The sequence below is a fragment of the Streptomyces sp. NRRL WC-3742 genome, from assembly GCF_000720635.1.
Lineage (GTDB): Bacteria > Actinomycetota > Actinomycetes > Streptomycetales > Streptomycetaceae > Kitasatospora.
Map to the genome: position 1 here is coordinate 21096 of NZ_JOCF01000088.1, position 14134 is coordinate 35229.

17 protein-coding genes are annotated in these 14134 nt (G+C 73.1%); 8 read left to right on the forward strand and 9 right to left on the reverse strand.

The features are described 5' to 3' along the window. Positions 1-42 precede the first annotated feature (42 nt). Entirely contained in the window at positions 43-762 is a 720-nt protein-coding gene (locus IH61_RS0135055) for a hypothetical protein (RefSeq protein ID WP_031077484.1), read from the reverse strand. Positions 763-826: 64 nt separating this feature from the next. After that, positions 827-1108 carry a hypothetical protein gene (locus tag IH61_RS0135060; protein WP_051838574.1) on the reverse strand — a complete coding sequence of 94 codons (282 nt, stop codon included), beginning with the start codon at positions 1106-1108 and terminating at the stop codon, positions 827-829. Between the two features lie 99 nt (positions 1109-1207). Between IH61_RS0135060 and IH61_RS0135065 the strand changes: the two genes are divergently transcribed. Together IH61_RS0135065 and IH61_RS0135070 are read left to right on the forward strand one after the other, a co-directional pair. Further along, positions 1208-1744: an NUDIX hydrolase family protein gene (locus IH61_RS0135065; protein ID WP_107057322.1), complete on the forward strand. Its 537-nt coding sequence runs from the start codon at positions 1208-1210 to the stop codon at positions 1742-1744. A gap of 156 nt (positions 1745-1900) precedes the next feature. Then, on the forward strand, positions 1901-3550 hold the full coding sequence (locus IH61_RS0135070) for an alpha/beta hydrolase (protein ID WP_234327468.1): 1650 nt from the start codon (positions 1901-1903) through the stop codon (positions 3548-3550). Position 3551: 1 nt separating this feature from the next. On the opposite strand, the gene IH61_RS0135075 is transcribed toward IH61_RS0135070, so the two are convergent. After that, on the reverse strand, positions 3552-5057 hold the full coding sequence (locus IH61_RS0135075; RefSeq protein ID WP_051838575.1) for an MFS transporter: 1506 nt from the start codon (positions 5055-5057) through the stop codon (positions 3552-3554). Between the two features lie 110 nt (positions 5058-5167). Then, positions 5168-5590: a hypothetical protein gene (locus tag IH61_RS0135080; protein WP_031077495.1), complete on the reverse strand. Its 423-nt coding sequence runs from the start codon at positions 5588-5590 to the stop codon at positions 5168-5170. 281 nt (positions 5591-5871) lie between these two features. Between IH61_RS0135080 and IH61_RS0135085 the strand changes: the two genes are divergently transcribed. Continuing rightward, complete coding sequence (locus tag IH61_RS0135085) at positions 5872-6711, forward strand: NAD(P)H-binding protein (RefSeq protein ID WP_051838576.1); 840 nt, start codon at positions 5872-5874, stop codon at positions 6709-6711. Between the two features lie 47 nt (positions 6712-6758). Here the strand turns inward: IH61_RS0135085 and IH61_RS49220 are convergent, their stop codons facing one another. Next, positions 6759-6947 (reverse strand): hypothetical protein, encoded by a 189-nt coding sequence (locus IH61_RS49220; protein WP_051838577.1) that lies wholly within the window; start codon positions 6945-6947, stop codon positions 6759-6761. 18 nt (positions 6948-6965) lie between these two features. Between IH61_RS49220 and IH61_RS49225 the strand changes: the two genes are divergently transcribed. From IH61_RS49225 to IH61_RS0135105, 4 genes are all read left to right on the forward strand, one after another. Beyond that, the gene (locus IH61_RS49225) at positions 6966-7217 is read left to right on the forward strand and encodes a DUF1772 domain-containing protein (protein ID WP_051838578.1); all 252 of its coding nucleotides are present in this window, start codon (positions 6966-6968) and stop codon (positions 7215-7217) included. A 496-nt stretch (positions 7218-7713) separates the two neighbouring features. After that, a complete protein-coding gene (locus IH61_RS0135095) occupies positions 7714-8031 on the forward strand; it encodes a hypothetical protein (RefSeq protein WP_031077500.1) in 318 nt (105 codons plus the stop codon). A 41-nt stretch (positions 8032-8072) separates the two neighbouring features. After that, positions 8073-8444: a hypothetical protein gene (locus tag IH61_RS0135100; RefSeq protein ID WP_234327470.1), complete on the forward strand. Its 372-nt coding sequence runs from the start codon at positions 8073-8075 to the stop codon at positions 8442-8444. Positions 8445-8592: 148 nt separating this feature from the next. Further along, positions 8593-10191, forward strand: a complete 1599-nt coding sequence (locus IH61_RS0135105) for a carboxylesterase/lipase family protein (RefSeq protein WP_199823431.1) — start codon at positions 8593-8595, stop codon at positions 10189-10191. A 44-nt stretch (positions 10192-10235) separates the two neighbouring features. Here the strand turns inward: IH61_RS0135105 and IH61_RS0135110 are convergent, their stop codons facing one another. From IH61_RS0135110 to IH61_RS0135125, 4 genes are all read right to left on the reverse strand, one after another. Next, entirely contained in the window at positions 10236-10889 is a 654-nt protein-coding gene (locus tag IH61_RS0135110) for a hypothetical protein (protein ID WP_031077505.1), read from the reverse strand. Between the two features lie 59 nt (positions 10890-10948). Continuing rightward, a complete protein-coding gene (locus IH61_RS0135115) occupies positions 10949-11194 on the reverse strand; it encodes a hypothetical protein (RefSeq protein WP_031077507.1) in 246 nt (81 codons plus the stop codon). A gap of 141 nt (positions 11195-11335) precedes the next feature. Continuing rightward, positions 11336-11836, reverse strand: a complete 501-nt coding sequence (tpx, locus tag IH61_RS0135120) for a thiol peroxidase (RefSeq protein WP_031077510.1) — start codon at positions 11834-11836, stop codon at positions 11336-11338. Positions 11837-11846: 10 nt separating this feature from the next. Beyond that, positions 11847-13067 (reverse strand): hypothetical protein, encoded by a 1221-nt coding sequence (locus tag IH61_RS0135125; RefSeq protein WP_031077513.1) that lies wholly within the window; start codon positions 13065-13067, stop codon positions 11847-11849. Between the two features lie 88 nt (positions 13068-13155). On the opposite strand from IH61_RS0135125, the gene IH61_RS0135130 reads away from it, so the two are divergent. After that, positions 13156-14130, forward strand: coding sequence for an ArsR/SmtB family transcription factor (locus IH61_RS0135130; RefSeq protein WP_031077514.1), 975 nt, complete (start codon positions 13156-13158; stop codon positions 14128-14130). Positions 14131-14134 lie beyond the last annotated feature (4 nt).

Consider the following 14134-nt stretch of genomic DNA (forward strand, 5'->3'; position numbering starts at 1 on the left):
GGAACCTCCCGGCCGGGCCACGGATGTGTTTCGACCGGGAGGTCACACGGCGATCGGCAGCTCCTCGATCCAGCACTCCACGGACCTCGCGGTGATCGCGGTCAGGGCCTCCTCGGCGTCGGCCCTGGTCAGGAAGACGCTTACGCCGGAGACCTCGCGGCTCTCGTCGCGGACGACCCGGGTCATGATGACGAAGACATGGCGGTGTCGCTCGCGCCGAACCCGGGTGACGTCCCCGGCCTGGCCGGCCGTCAGCGCTTCGACGAGTTCCTCGGCCGAGGCGATCTCGAGGCCGGACTCGACACCGTCCAGGGGCTGGACGGGCCAGCGGATCGGCTTGTACGGCTGGAAGGTGTGGTAGAAGCTGGGCTGCAGGTGGTCCAGTACGCCCTCCGTCCAGCCGAAGGCCATGGCGACGATGTAGTCGAGCTCGCCCTGGCTCTCCAGCACGAACACGCGCTCGTCCTTGCCGAACCGCACGCTGGGGTGGCCCGCCCTGATCTCCGCGCTCTCGGCCTCCGTTGCGCATCGGACCGCCAGGCCGCGGTGGTTGTCGCGGAGCTTCATCACGGCCACCGGCTTGAACAGCATCTCGATCGTCGTCCGGGCCTCACCGGGACCGTCGTACTCGTCGAGGGTGCGCAGCAGGAGCTGGCCGTGACTCGCCGAGTGGGCCCGCAGATGGAACCGGCGCTCACTGCGGAAGAGCTCCCGGCCGGGCACGAGGTCGAGGTCGCTGTTGAACCAGCTGCTGTCCGTCATGCGCCCACGATCACCGCTCCGCCCGCACCGGTCAACGCGATTGTCCGGTGCGGGCGGAGGCTGCTCACAGGCCGCGGATGGCTTCGGCCAGGTCGGTGCCGTAGGAGGACCAGCAGACGAGGGAGCCGTCGGGCTGGAGTTCGCCCATGAACCACTCGCCGGCGGCGTGGGCGAGGCAGATTCCGGTGAAGGAGAGGATGACGTCGGGGTGGAGCACCTCGGGGGCGGACCGGCCGTACCAGGTGACGGTCACGTGCCGGTCGGGGGCGAGGAGTTCGGCTTCGTCGTCGCCGGAGGCGAGGCGGACGCGCTCGATCGTCCAGCCGTCGGGGAGTGCGGTGTTCACGGTCGGATGATCGCAGCGGACGGCGGGGCGGGGCCACGGGGTTCGGGTGTGCGGCGGGTGGATGGGGCGGAAGGGCCGTGGGGATCGTACGATCGGCGAATGTCTGACTTGACGGAAACCACGCCCGGTTGGCTGGCCCCCGAGGAGCTGGAGACCACGCGGGCCAAGATGCCGATCCTGTACGTCGAGGCCGTGCCGGTCCGCGTCGACGACACGGGGGAGGTGACGGAGATCGGACTGCTGCTGCGGATCGGTCCGGACGGGACGGTCAGCCGCACGCTGGTGTCGGGGCGGGTGCTGCACCACGAGCGGATCAGGGACGCCCTGTTGAGGCATCTGGAGAAGGACCTCGGGCCGGTCGCGTTGCCGCGCATCCCGGCGTCGCTGCAGCCGTTCACCGTCGCCGAGTACTTCCCGACGCTGGGTGTCACCGAGTTCCACGACCCGCGCCAGCACGCGGTCTCGCTCGCCTACGTCGTCCCGGTGTCGGGGGACTGCCGGCCCCGGCAGGACGCGCTGGACCTGGTGTGGTTCAGCCCGCAGGAGGCGTCCTCGGAGCTGGTGCTGCAGGACATGCCGGGCGGCCAGGGGGCGCTGCTCAAGCGGGCGCTGGCCCATGTCGGCTGCCTGAGCTGAGGGACGGTCCACCAGGAGCCCCGGCCCGGACGGTCGGGGCTCCCGCATGTTCGGGCGCCTCCGGGTAGCTGACGGATGGCCAGCTAAAGGTCAAGTCTTGGCAAAGTCCGGTCGCTTCTCTAGATGTGCCATTGCACATGTCACATCATGCTCCCCATGAGAAAAGCCATCGCCCTCCTCGCGGCAGCGGCGGCCGTCGCCACCCTCGGCGTGACCTCCGCCTCCGCCGCCGACCCCGACATCGCCGCCCAGGAGGACTTCAACCCGGCCCGCCTGGCCTGGACCTCCTGTAACGACGCCACCACCCCCGCCCTCCAGTGCGCGATGCTGGAGGTGCCGGTCGACTACAAGGACCCCCGCGGCCGCAAGATCAGCATCAAGGTCAACCGCCTGCCCGCCACCGCGCCCAAGGACAAGCAGCAGGGCCCGATCCTGCTCAACCCCGGCGGCCCCGGCGACTCCGGGCTCTGGATGCCCGCGTACATCTCCGGCAAGATCCCCGCCGACGTCGCCTCCACCTACGACTGGATCGGCTTCGACCCGCGCGGCACCAACGCCAGCGACCCCCATGTCGTCTGCGACGCCCACTACTTCGACGCGGAGCGCCCCGACTACCAGGTCAGCCAGGGCACCGCGAAGGCGTGGCTGAAGAAGGCCGCCGGCTACGCCGCCGACTGCGCGGCGGACTGGTCCTGGCTGCTGCCGCACATGACCACCGTCGACAGCGCCCGCGACATGGAGAGCATCCGGCGCGCCCTCGGCGCCCCGAAGATCAACTTCTACGGCGGTTCCTGGGGCACCTCGCTGGGCTCCACCTACGGCCAGCTCTTCCCCTCGCACGTGCGCCGGATGGTCCTGGACAGCATCGTCGGACCGACCATCAGCTGGTACGACCACAACATCCTGCAGGACAAGGAACACCAGCGCCGCTTCGACGCCTTCGCCGAGTGGGCCGCCAAGGCCGACTCCGTCTACCACCTCGGCACCGACGCCGCCACCGTGAAGAAGGCGTACGCCCAGGTCGAGGACGCGCTGCGCAAGGAGCCGGTCGCGGCCGCGCCCGCCCCCGGCAAGATCGGCCCCGCCGAGTTCGAGGACACCTTCTACGGCGGCGGCTACAACTTCCTGCGCTGGCCCCGGATGGCGACCGTGCTCTCCGGCTTCCTGACCCAGCACGACACCCGGCCGCTGGCCATCGCGTACAACAAGTACGCCGCCCCGTCGGCCACCGACGACGGCACCTTCCCCGCGTACAACGCCGCCCAGTGCACCGAGAACGCCTGGCCGCGCGACTGGGAGGTCTGGAAGAAGGACCAGGCGAAGGTCGACGCCGTCGCGCCCTTCTACACGTACAACAATATGTGGTACAATGCCGCCTGCATGTTCTGGCCCTACCAGGGCAACCAGAACGGGCGCCTGAAGATCAACGGCAAGGGCCTGCCCCCGGTGCTGCTCTTCCAGGCCACCGAGGACGCCGCCACCCCGTACGAGGGCGGGCTCGCCATGCACGACGCGCTGCCCGGCTCCAAGCTCGTCGTCCAGAACGGCGGCAGCTTCCACGAGATCCTCTTCCACGGCAACGCCTGTCTGGACGACACCTTCACCGCCTACCTGCGCGACGGCAGCCTGCCGGACGGCAAGGGCCGCATCGCCAAGACCTGCGCGCCCGAGGCGGACCCGGAGCCCGTGTACGTGACCCCGCCGCCGGCCGCCGCCAAGGCGCTAACGGGTGCGGCGGCCGCGGAGGCCGGGGCGGGCCGGCTCGCGCCCGGTGACCCGGAGGCCGTCCACGGCGTCCTGCGCTGACCTACGACCCCTTCTGCGACGGGGCGACCTCACTGAGCGGCGCGGCCAGGGACTCCAGGCTGCGCCGCTCGGCCTTCACCCCGATCGCCGCCTCCACCAGACCGGCCAGCGCCATCAGCGCGGCGCCGACGCAGAAGGCGAGGGTGGTGTCCGAGACCTCGCCGCTGCTCACCAGGCCGTTGAACAGCAGCGGGCCGCTGATGCCGCCGACGGCCGTGCCCACGGCGTAGAAGAAGGCGATGCACATCGCCCTGGTCTCCAGTGGGAAGATCTCGCTGACCGTCAGATAGGCCGCGCTCGCCCCGGCCGAGGCGAGGAACAGCACCGCCGTCCAGCAGGCCGTCATGGTGGTGGCGGAGAGCGCGCCGCGCTGGAAGAGGGCGGCGGTGGCGAACAGCAGCAGGCCCGAGCCGAGGTAGGTGCCGGCGATCATCGGTTTGCGGCCGACGGAGTCGAAGAGGTGGCCGAGCAGCAGCGGGCCGAGGAAGTTGCCGAGGGCGATCACCGCGAAGTAGTAGCCGGTGTCGCCCTCGGGCACGTCGAAGTAGGTGGTGAGGATGGTGGCGTACCCGAAGGTGACGGCGTTGTAGAGGAACGCCTGGCCGATGAAGAGCGCCAGGCCGAGGGCGGTGCGGCGCGGGTAGCGGACGATCACGGTGCGCACGATCGTCGTGAATCCGATGGGTCCGCGTTCGCGGATCCGGATCGGCGGCCCGTCGACGGGCGGCAGCCGGCGGCCGGTCTCCCGCTCGATCGCCTGCTCCGCCTCGGCCACGACCCGTTCGGCCTCGTCCGCCCGGCCGTGGGTGAACAGCCAGCGGGGGCTCTCCGGGACGTGGCGGCGCACCAGGAGGATGACCAGGCCCAGGACGACGCCGATGGCGAAGGCGAGGCGCCAGCCGACGTCGGTGGCGAACAGTGAGGTGTTCAGCAGGGCGATCGAGGCGAAGGCGCCCAGGCCCGCGCCGATCCAGAAGCTGCCGTTGATGACGAGGTCGATCCGGCCGCGCAGCCGGGCGGGGATCAGCTCGTCGATGGCGGAGTTGATCGCCGCGTACTCGCCGCCGATGCCGAAGCCGGTGAAGAAGCGGCAGAGGAAGAAGAACCAGGCCGTCCAGGAGACGGCGGTCACGGCCGTGGCCGCGAGGTAGACGGCGAGCGTCACCATGAAGAGCTTCTTGCGGCCCAGCCGGTCCGTCAGCCAGCCGAAGAACAGGGCGCCGCAGCAGGCCCCCGCCACGTACACGGCCGCCGCGACGGTGGTCACCTGGGCGGTGGTGATGCTGATGCCGCTGCCGTCCTCGGCGAGACGGCCGGCCATGTTCCCGACGATCGTCACCTCCAGGCCGTCCAGGATCCAGACGGTGCCCAGGCCGATGACGATGCGCCAGTGCCAGCGGGACCACGGCAGCCGGTCGAGCCGGGCGGGGACGTCGGTCTCGACCACGCCGGGCGGGAGTGGGCGCGGCCGTTGGGATGACGGGGACGGCTTCACGGGATCGGTCATGCCGGGGCCTTCCTTCGCTCGCCCCCTCGGACGGGCGCCCCATCACGGGGCGGCTTCGGTCCGTCGCCGGACCATCATCGCCTCGGGGTGCGCGGGGCGCCGCCCGGGCGTCAGTCCAGGAAGAAGTCGAAGCCGAGGAGCCAGGCGTACGGGAGCGCGCCGAGGACCACGGCGATCGTCAGCCGGGCGACCGGGGCGTCGCGCCTGGCCGCGATCAGCAGTAGGAGGCCGGCGGGGAGGAACACCACGAAGGGGATCAGGAGGATGAAGACCCAGAATGCCGACAGGAGGAGCTGGGCGCCGAAGATCAGCCAGCCGGAGGTCATCGTGCCGGCGCGGAAGCCGCTCTGGTCGTAGGCGATCAGCGGCAGCGCGGTCAGGGTGACGACCAGCGCCTCGATGATCATGACGAGGCCGTCCGGCGGGTTTGTGCTGGTGTGCAGCTTGATGATGGCCGGCGCACAGCTGAGGACGGCCAGAAGGACGATGAGCCGGGACTTCCTCGTGGGTGGCGCGATGAGCCGTCGTCCCATGGTGTTCCCCCTCGGTACTTTTGAATGCGTTCAAATTGAATGCGTTCAAAACGTAGGCCCTGGGGTGCCCGGGAGACAAGTCCGCCGGCGTAGACGCTCGCGCATGGACCTGAGCGCTGCGGCCATGGTCCGTGGGCCCGGCGGGCGCTTCGATGGAGACCAGGAGGAGGAACCCCGGTCCGGCTCTCCCGACCGGCCTCCCCGGCCTCCCCGGCCTCTGTGGGCCTCTCCGGCCTTTCCGAACTCTCGGATCCCGACCTATCGAAACGAGGACGATCGTTATGACTGTGACTGGTGTTCTGCCGACCGACGCGGGCGCGGTGCTGGTCGTCGGCGGCACGGGCAAGACCGGCCGTCGCGTCGCCACCCGGCTGGTCGAACGCGGCTACGACGTAAGGATCGGCTCGCGCAGCGCCGCCGTGCCCTTCGACTGGCACGACGAGAGCACCTGGCGGCCCGCCCTCGACGGCGTCACCGCCGCGTACCTGACGTACTACCCGGACCTCGCCCTGCCCGGCGCGGTCGAGCACGTGCGGGACTTCTCCCGGCTCGCCGCCGAACGCGGCGTCGAGCGGCTGGTCCTGCTCTCCGGGCGCGGCGAGGAGGCCGCGGAGGCGGGGGAGCGGGCCGTGATGGACTCCGGCGTGCCCGCCTGGACGATCGTGCGGTGCGCCTGGTTCAACCAGAACTTCGACGAGTCCTTCTTCCTGGACCCGGTGCTCGCGGGCGAGGTGGCCCTGCCGGTCGGCGACGCCCTCGAGCCGTTCGTCGACGCCGAGGACATCGCCGACGTCGCCGTCGCCGCCCTGACCGAGCCCGGCCACGCCGGCGAGGTGTACGAGCTGACCGGCCCCCGGCTGCTCTCCTTCGCCGACGCCGTCGGCGAGTTGGCGCTCGCCACCGGCCGGCGGATCCGCTTCACCCCCGTGACGGCGCAGGAGTACCGCGCCGTCCTGGAGGCGGAGGGACTGCCCGGGGACCTCGTCGAGCTGTTCACCCTCGTCCTCGACGGCCGCAACGCCTCCCTCTGCGACGGCGTCGAGCGCGCCCTCGGCCGCAAGCCGAAGGACTTCGCGGACTACGCCCGTGAGGCCGCCGCCACGGGCGTCTTCAACGCCTGAGCCGGTTGTCGGAGAAAGCGGGGAGGCGTCCACGGGATGAGTACCGATCAGAGCACCGCACCGCCGTCGTTCTCGGCTCCCGCGGCCGCCGTCGCCTCCGGGAGTCGGGCCGCTGGTCTGGTGCTGGTGGGGGCGACGATCGCGATGGGGTTGATGGCGGGGTTGTTCTTCGCGTTCGACGTGTCGGTGATGCCGGGGTTGGCGGCGGGGGACGACCGGCGGCGTGGCTGCAGCACAGGGCGGGGCGGCGGCGGGTGGCGCTGTGGGCGGGGGCGGCGACGCTGCTGTACGTGCTCGCGCTGCTGGTGACGATGGGCGTGAACGTCCCGCTGAACAACGACCTGGCGGCGGCCGGTGATCCGGCGCGGATCCACGATCTCGCCGCCGTGCGGGAGAAGTTCGCGGGGACGTGGGTGGCGACGAACATGCTGCGGACGGCGCTGTGCACGGCGGGTCTGGGCGCGCTGGCCCGGGCGCTGGTCCTGCACGGCCGCGCCACCCGCTGAGCAAGAGGCCCCGGGTGAACCCGGGATGAGCGCGGGCCGCCCGCCGGGCTGTGAGCTCTGCCATGTCCGGTGCAGAGCTGCTGAACATCCGGCCGACGGTCACCGGCGGCCGGGTGGCCGCCAGCAGCCCGCCTACGGACAGGTCGACGAAGGCCGGCGGCCCGGAGGCTCCCGCCGGGGAGACCGCCGCTTCGGGCCCCGGGCGGAGCCCGGCAGGTCGGAGGGCCGGGCGGCCCCCGCGCGCTGCCCGGCGGGCCCGACCCGCCGGGTGCGCCGTGGTGTGCTCCGGTGCGCCGGGCCGGTGCGTTCACCCAATTCACTTGGGAAGGAGCGGACTTGGCGCTCAGCCGGAGTGTGGGGGAGCATGGGCGTGCCCGGTCCGTCACGGCGCGCGATGCGCCGAGGCCGGGCGGTCGGTCAGGCGCAGCTGGTCGAGGAGGCGGGTCCGGTGGGTCTCGTAGAACGTCCGATACTGGTCCGGGGTAGGGCCGTCCCGTTGGCCAGGCACCTGGCCGAGCAGGACATCGACGGCCTGGTGGCGTGCTCGTGCATCGGGAACGAGGTCACCATCGACCTCACGGACACCCGGGTGCTGGTCAGCCTGGTCGACGTGGCCGGGGTGGTGAGGCTCAACTTCCACATGGTGCACGACGGCCCGGCCAAGTCCCGCTCCTGGTCCCGCATGCTGCCCGCCGGCACCGGCCACGCCGAGATCGCCACCCGCATCGCCCGCGACGTCCGCACCCTGGAACGCGAACTCGCCCCGCTGCGCCGCCAATCGCCGACCGGCATCGAGCAGGGTTGGCCGCGATAATCCTGCTGCCCCGGAAGGCGGTCGGGGCATACGGTTCGGGTGTGAACGACACTGACAACGAGAGCCCCGAGGGCGGCGGCTACCCCTTCGCGGACGGGCGGAACATGGCCTGGCACCTGGGCGGGTACGGTGCCGACGACTGGGAGCACGACGCAGTCGAGCTGGACCGCGACCAGTACCTGACGATTCGGCACCTGTTCGCGGACGGGCTCGGCGACGACGCCTGGATGGCGGGCGGCGTGTTCCCCGTCCCGGACGAGCTCCGGCAGCCGCTGCAGACCCTCCTAGGTCTGCCCGAACTCCGTCCCGACCTGGACTACTTCCTCGGAGGCTTCCAGAACCTCCCCGGCGGCGGCACCTGGCGGCCCGGGCCCGGCGACCTGCCGGCACCGGGCCCGATCCCCCCGCCGTAGGCTTCCATCTCCCTTGGCCCATCCGGCGTCCGCCGCCTCCACCCACGGGTGGGGGCGGCGCGCCTCCGCCCGGGAGTCGGTGACACCGCGCCCCGTACGCGCGCACCCTGGACGCCGTACGTGACGGACGGCGGACGGGAGCGGCGCGGTGCACAGGCTGACACGGTGGGCCACTGCGGCGGCCCTGGTGCTGACGGCGGTCGCGGCGCTGCCCGCAGGGGCGAGTGCGGCGACGGCGGCGGCGCACAGCTGCCGGGCGGCGACCTCGCTCGGACGGGTGCGGGGCATGCCCCAAGAGGGCCGCTGCGCCTACCTCGGCCTCCCGTACGCCGCCGCGCCGACCGGGGAGCGCCGGTTCCGCCCGCCGCAGCCCGTCGTCCCCTGGCGGGGCACCCTCGAGGCCACCGCCGTCAAGCCGGGCTGCCCGCAGGACCTCGGCGCGGGCGGGACCGGCACCGAGGACTGCCTCTACCTCAACGTCTGGGCGCCGCAGGCGAGTCGGGCTCGGCTCAAGCCCGTCATGGTGTACCTGCACGGAGGCGCGGACGAACTCGGCTCCGCCGCCGACCCCGTCGTCGACGGCGGGCGGCTCGCGGAGCGCGGCGACGTGGTCGTCGTCAGCCTCGACTACCGGCTCGGCATCCTCGGCTGGACCGAACTCGGGGGCCTCGACCCCGCCTACGCGGGCTCCGGCAACAACGGCCTGCGCGACGAGGTCGCGGGCCTGTGCTGGGTGCGCCGGCACATCGCCTCCTTCGGCGGCGACCCCGCCCAGGTCACCGTGTTCGGCCAGTCGGCCGGCGGCGTCTCGATCAGCGCGCTGCTCGCCGGTGACCGTCCCGAGCGCCTCTTCCGCCGCGCCGTCGTGCAGAGCGGCCCCGGCTACCTCGTCCACACCGCCGACTCGGCCCGCGCCACCGCCGCGCACGTCCTCGCCACCGGCGGGATCCACGGTGTCGCCGACCTCGACCGGCTGACCACCCGGCAGGTCCTCGAACTCCAGCAGCGCGCCGAAAGCGGCACCTCCGGCCCGGCGGGGGCCGTCTTCTTCGGCCCGTACATCGACGGCTCCCTCGTCCCCGGCCCCGTCGTCGAGCGCGTCGCGGCCGGGAGCGCCCGCCGCGTCGACGTGATGACCGGCACCACCGCCGACGAGACCGACTTCTGGGCGATGTTCAACCCCCGGCTGCTCGATCTCCCGCTGAGCGCCTACCGCGCGATCCCGCCCGTCCTCGCGCCGCGCAGGCAGCAGATGTACGACCGCTACGCCGCGAACCGCCCGGGCCTGCCCGAGGGGCGGGTCGTCAACGCGATGCTCAGCGACCAGATCGAGCGGGTGCCCACCCTGCGCCTGGCCGAGGCGCAGTCGCGGTGGAGGCCCACCTACGTCTACCGGTTCGACTGGCACGTCCCGTACGTCCCCGGGCTGCCCGCCGCGCAGAACCTCGGCGCCATGCACACCCTCGAACTGCCCTTCGTCTTCGGCACTCTGGTGCTCGACGCCTACCCGCGCGGCCCGCAGACCGTCGCCGGGCAGCGGCCGGCGCTGACCGCGATGTCCGGGCGGATGATGGACGCCTGGACTTCCTTCGCCCGCGCCGCCGATCCCGGCTGGCCGCGGTACACGGCGGACGGCCGGGCCACCCGGATCTGGGACCTCGAACCGTCCGTCCGCCACGCGCCGGGCGAGGACGAGCGCGAGCTGTGGGACGCGTACGACTTCCCCGCCTGGGACGGGCGGCCGTAGGGCCCTGATGCCGGGCAAGCCCCGGGCCGCCCCAGGATGCCGCTTCAGTCCCGCACCAGGACGACGGCGAAAGCGGTGATCGCCAGCCAGACCAGAGCGGGCACGCCCAGGGTGACCACCGCCGGCAACCGGGCGGACAGCAGTCTGATGCCGATGTACCAGACGCCGGGGGAGTACAGGACCGCCACCGCGACCGGAACCACCCACGCGTACGGCGGCCGCGCCACACCGGCGACGAGGAGGGCGGTTCCCCCTGCGGCCAGCAGGCCCACCCAGATCATGGCGAGCAACGGGACGTTCTCGGGCCGGGTGCTCCGCTCCCGGAAGGCGAGCTCGGCCACCCGGCCCTTCCAGATCCTGAGCTCCACCGAGTCGCCCGTGTGCACCGCGCTGTGGAACGACTCGCTGGTCTCGAAGGTCTTCTCGCCCGCTGTCTCGCGGCGCACGGTGACCTCGTACCGGGTCGAACCGTCGTCCTTCACGTCCTTCCCCGTCACCGCAGCGCTCTCCAGCCGTACGCAGTCCGCGTGTTGAGCGGCGGCCGGTGTACCGCACCGGGGCGCGGTCAGGACGGCGCGGTCGTCCTCGTACAGGGCGTCGTAGCGGAGGAAGGAGAGCGCGACGACAGCGAGCCCGGCAAGGGTCAGCGCCCCGTGCAGCAGCCATCGTCCGACTCCCGGACCGTTCGACTTCCCCATGTGCCAGTCCTCCCCGCCCAGTTGGCCCCTGGTGCATTGTGCACCGAGCGGCGGGTCGCTCAGGCGCCGTCATCCTTGCGGTAGCGCTTGGCGAGGGCGGGGTCGGACTCCCACCACAGGCCGTTTCCTTCGGGTTGCGAGGGCTGCGGGGCGAAGGCGATGTGCAGCCCGGTCCCGCGCGCCGTCACCACGGACTCGCCCAGCTTGACCTGGCCGGTGAGGGCGTCGTCGATGACGACCCTGAACGTCCCGCTCCTCAGCGCGAACCTCGTCGGCTCGGCGTGCACCACGATCGTTCCGGTCATGAATTCGTCCCCCTGCAACGCGCTGATCTTGTACGAGCGGCGCCAAGGATAGGGCGGGGCACCGGGAGTGGGAAGTCCGGGCCCGGGAACGCCGGAGGGCGGCGTACGGCCGGTGCCGTACGCCGCCCTCCGGCGGAAGCCTCAGCTGAGGGAGGCGAGGGCGGCCTCGTAGTTCGGCTCGTCGGCGATCTCGGCGACAAGCTCGGTGTGCAGCACGGTGTCGTTTTCGTCGAGGACGACGATCGCGCGCGCCGTCAGGCCGGCCAGCGGGCCGTCGGCGATGTCGACGCCGTAGGTGCCGTGGAACTCGCGGCCGCGCAGCGTGGAGAGGGTCTTGACCTTGTCCAGGCCCTCGGAGCCGCAGAAGCGGGCCTGCGCGAACGGCAGGTCGGCGGAGATGCAGAGGACGACCGTGTTCTCCAGCTCGGACGCCTTCGCGTTGAAGGTGCGCACCGAGGTCGCGCAGGTCGGGGTGTCGACGCTCGGGAAGATGTTCAGGACCTTGCGAAGGCCGGCGAAGTCCTTGAGCGAGGCGTCCGCGAGACCCTCGCCGACCAGCGTGAACGCCGGGGCCTGGCTGCCGGTGACGGGCAGCTCGCCGCCGACCTGGACCGGGTTCCCCTTCAGCGTGACCTGAGCCATGAAAAGCCTCCTACCAGCGGTGCGGATGACAAATTGTGTAAGCGCGGTCGATCCTACTGCCCGCCCGGCGGTCCCGGGGCCACAGGACGGCGGTGGCGGTGAGGGAAGCGGCCGCCGTGAGCGACATCGCCGTGGCCGGGGAGGTGACTTGGGCGGCGGCCCCCGCGGCCGTGGCGGCCAGGCCCTGGAAGGCGAGCATGCCGCTGGTGTGCAGGCCCAGGGCGTGGCCGGTCAGGTCGCCGGGCGTGCGGTCCAGCAGCTGCTGCTGGAGCAGCAGGCCGCTCGCGTACCCGAGCGCCGCGACGGCGGCCAGCGCCGACGCGGCGGGCAGCGGTGGGCGCACGCCGAAGGCCAGGTACGGCCCGGCGAGCAGCGCGCACAGCGGCATGGCCAGGCGGGCGCGCAGCCGGGCGGGCAGTCGGGCGGGCAGGAGGCGGGCCGCCAGCGCGTCGCCGGTGAGCATCCCGGCGGCGGAGGCCGCGAGCAGCAGGCCCGCGTGCGCCGGGTCGTACGGGACGAACAGGGACTCGGCGCCGACGATCAGCCCGCCCGGCACCCACAGCGCCAGGTACACCCGCCGCCGCTCGGGGTCCGACCAGAGGCGGGCCGTCGCCGACCAGCTGGCAGCCGGCGTCGCCGCCCCGGCGCGGCGGGCCGGACGGCGGGCCAGGCCCGTACGGGCGGTCGCGGCCGCGAGGAGGTGGCAGGCGGCGGCCAGCAGCAGGGTGCCGCCCGGGGTCAGCGCGGCGGTCAGGGCGGCGCCGGCCGCGAAGGCGAGGACCTGGACCACGCCCGTCGAGGCGTTGAGGAGCGAGCGGCCCAGCAGGTACCCGTCCCGGCTGAGCAGCTCGGCGAGCAGCCCGTAGCGCACACCGCCCGCCAGGCAGCCCGCGAGGCCCAGCGGCAGCAGCGGCGCGAACACCGCCCACAGCGGCAGGCCCGGCAGCGCCTGGACGGCCGTCGCGGCGGCCGAGACGGCGGCCAGGGCGGTCAGCGCGCGGCGCGGCGGCAGGCGGTCCGCACCGGACAGGACGGTGGCGGCGCCCAGCAGTTGGGCGAGCGCCGGGCCGAACATGGCGAGCGAGGACAACAGCGGCGAGCCGCTGCGCCCGTACACCAGGACGCCGAGGGCGAGCGAGGCGAGCGTCTGCGCGGCGGTGTGGGCGGTGGAGGAGGCGAACAGCGCGGCGAACTCGCGGTGGCGCAGCAGGTGGCGATAGGTGGTGGGCATGGCGGGCAGTGTGTCGGCGGGGGCGGCGGGGGCGTTAGGTTTTCGCGGGGGCGCGAAAGCCCGTACCGGAGAGGGTGGGGAGGGCGATGTGGGCTGGTGGCAGGTGGACGCGGACACCCTGGCGGGCGCGCGGTTCCTCGTCTCCCCGCTCGCGGAGGCCCTCGCGGCGCTCAAGACCCTGCACCGGCCCGCCGCCGCGCACCCGGGGCAGCGGCGCTGGCTGGAGGAGCACCTCGGCGCCTACCGGGCGCGGCTGGCGGCCGATCCGCAGGCGGCGGCGCTGGTGCCGGCGGCGCTCGGGGGCGGGTGGAACGCGACGTTCCTGACGCCCGTGCCGGGTGAAAGCCTCGGGTTCGAAGGGGAGTTGGCAGCCGTGCGGGCCACTTCTCCGGACGTGGCGCGGGCCGACCTCGCGTACTGCCTGCGCGGCCCGCTGCCGCCCGCGCTCGCGCACGGGGACCTCGCCGGGTGCGCGGCGCGGCTGCTGGAGTGGGTGTGGGAGGAGACGGTGGCGCCGGACTGGGCCCGGCGGCGGCGCGTCCTGGAGGCGGACGTCCTCGCCCGCGCGGCCCGCTCGGCGCAGGGCGGCTGGGCGGCGGCGCTGGAGGGCACCCGCCCGGGGCTGCGCTGGCTCGGCGGGGAGCGGCTGCAGATCACCACGGGGGACGCGGGGGAGCGCCAACTCGCCGGTGCGCGGCTGGTGTTCGTGCCGGTGACGTTTCAGCAGACCTGGCTCTGCTGGGACGATCCGCGCCCTTCGCGGGGTCCGTGCGGGTACGGGGTCGTGTACCCGTGCGCGGGCGTGCTGGCCGAAGCCCCGGTGGAGAGCGCGGCCCCGCTGGCCGCCCTCCTCGGCCCCGGCCGGGCCGCCGTCCTGGCCCGGCTGGCGGAGCCCAAGAGCACCACGCAGCTGGTCGCGCTCACGGGCCTGCCCCTCGGCTCGGTCGGCCGCCACCTGCGCGTGCTGCGCGAGGCCCGCCTGGTCGGGCGCCGCCGCGAGGGCCGGGTGGTCCTGTACTTCCCCACCACCGTCGGCCGCGCCCTCCTCGACGCGCAGGGCTGATCAC

Excerpts from the sequence above, each read along its gene's own strand:
- IH61_RS0135075 (WP_051838575.1), bottom strand. The coding sequence starts at position 5,057 with ATGACCGATCCCGTGAAGCCGTCCCCGTCATCCCAACGGCCGCGCCCA.
- IH61_RS0135055 (WP_031077484.1), bottom strand. The coding sequence starts at position 762 with ATGACGGACAGCAGCTGGTTCAACAGCGACCTCGACCTCGTGCCCGGC.
- IH61_RS0135065 (WP_107057322.1), top strand. The coding sequence starts at position 1,208 with ATGTCTGACTTGACGGAAACCACGCCCGGTTGGCTGGCCCCCGAGGAG.
- IH61_RS0135085 (WP_051838576.1), top strand. The coding sequence starts at position 5,872 with ATGACTGTGACTGGTGTTCTGCCGACCGACGCGGGCGCGGTGCTGGTC.
- IH61_RS0135080 (WP_031077495.1), bottom strand. The coding sequence starts at position 5,590 with ATGGGACGACGGCTCATCGCGCCACCCACGAGGAAGTCCCGGCTCATC.
- IH61_RS0135115 (WP_031077507.1), bottom strand. The coding sequence starts at position 11,194 with ATGACCGGAACGATCGTGGTGCACGCCGAGCCGACGAGGTTCGCGCTG.
- tpx (WP_031077510.1), bottom strand. The coding sequence starts at position 11,836 with ATGGCTCAGGTCACGCTGAAGGGGAACCCGGTCCAGGTCGGCGGCGAG.
- IH61_RS0135110 (WP_031077505.1), bottom strand. The coding sequence starts at position 10,889 with ATGGGGAAGTCGAACGGTCCGGGAGTCGGACGATGGCTGCTGCACGGG.
- IH61_RS0135125 (WP_031077513.1), bottom strand. The coding sequence starts at position 13,067 with ATGCCCACCACCTATCGCCACCTGCTGCGCCACCGCGAGTTCGCCGCG.
- IH61_RS0135070 (WP_234327468.1), top strand. The coding sequence starts at position 1,901 with ATGAGAAAAGCCATCGCCCTCCTCGCGGCAGCGGCGGCCGTCGCCACC.